At 69.6% G+C, this 1274-nt stretch carries 1 protein-coding gene; it reads right to left on the bottom strand.

What is annotated here, in order from left to right; genetic code table 11:
* Positions 1-14: 14 nt before the first annotated feature.
* Complete coding sequence (locus ACWDD9_RS43850) at positions 15-1229, bottom strand: IS30 family transposase (protein ID WP_449814786.1); 1215 nt, start codon at positions 1227-1229, stop codon at positions 15-17.
* Positions 1230-1274: the final 45 nt, after the last annotated feature.

Here is a 1274-nt window from a genome sequence, read left to right as displayed (position 1 = left end):
ACGTGGTTAGTTGATCAAGCCGCGATCAGTTTATGCAGGCGCTCGGCTGGGGTTTCCCAGCCGAGCGTTTTGCGTGGGCGGCCGTTGAGTTCGGCGGCGACCGCCACGAGGTGTTCGGGGCCGTGGACGGACAGGTCGGTGCTCTTGGGGAAGTACTGCCGCAGCAGGCCGTTCGTGTTCTCGTTCGAGCCGCGCTGCCAGGGACTGGCCGGGTCGCAGAAGTAGACCGGGACACCGGTGGCGACCGTGAAGGAGCCGTGCGCGGCCATCTCCGCGCCCTGGTCCCAGGTCAGCGAGCGCACCAGGTGGCCGGGCAGCGTCTGGACGGTCTCCACGAGGGCGTCGCGCACGTGCTCGGCGGTGCGGCCGTTCGGCAGGTGCAGGAGCATCACGTAGCGGGTGTGGCGCTCGACCAGCGTGCCGATCGCGGAGGCGCCGTCCTTGCCGATGATCAGGTCGCCCTCCCAGTGGCCGGGCACCGCCCGGTCCTCGGCCTCGGCCGGGCGTTCGCTGATCATGACCATCGGGGTGGCGAAGCGCGGCTGGCGCTGCTGGGCCTGGCGTCGTGGCTTGCGGCGGGCGCGCCCGCTCCGCAGGGCGCCGGCCAGTTCCCGGCGGAGTTCTCCGCGGCCTTGGACGTAGAGGGCCTGGTAGACCGTCTCGTGGACCACGTGCATCTCCGGCCGCTCGGGGAAGGTTCTGCGTAGAGCGTCGCAGATCTGCTCCGGGCTCCACTTCTTGTCCAGGCGGTGCTGGATGAAGTCCCGTAGTTCGGGGTTCTCGCTGATCTTGCCGGGTTTGGGACGGGGCCGGCGGGCGTCGGCCCGGGCCTGGGCCGCGTGCGGGCGGTAGGCGCCGCTGCCGGCGTGATGGTTGCGCTTGATCTCCCGGCTGATGGTGGAGGGGCTGCGGCCCAGCTCGGCGGCGATCGTGCGGATGCTCGCGCCCTCCCGCAGCCGATCGGCTATGTGGAGGCGGTCCTCCTCCTGCAGGTAGCGCGACGGGCCGCAAGCCGGTGCCTCCACGTGAATGGGAGGCACCGGCTTGCGGCCGTTGGGCGGCGAATGCCACCCGTTACGCCATCGCTTGCCGGTCCGCCGGTTGATACCGACGATCCGACAGGCTTCCCTGCTGCTGTAGCCCTGCTGCATGAGCTGGAAGTATGCCGCCCGCTCACGCGTCAAACGCCGCCCCTTCTTGTGCCGGTCTTCCCGGATCTCGAAGTCCATCGCACCCCTTGAACTGGGGTGTTGCAACGACTGCTAGAACCCAAG

The sequence above is a fragment of the Kitasatospora sp. NPDC001119 genome (genome assembly GCF_053598475.1).
This window is presented reverse-complemented; position numbering and strand designations above follow the sequence as displayed.

Bases quoted from the DNA above. Each gene is read 5' to 3' on its own strand.
- ACWDD9_RS43850 (WP_449814786.1), bottom strand. From the start codon at position 1,229: ATGGACTTCGAGATCCGGGAAGACCGGCACAAGAAGGGGCGGCGTTTG.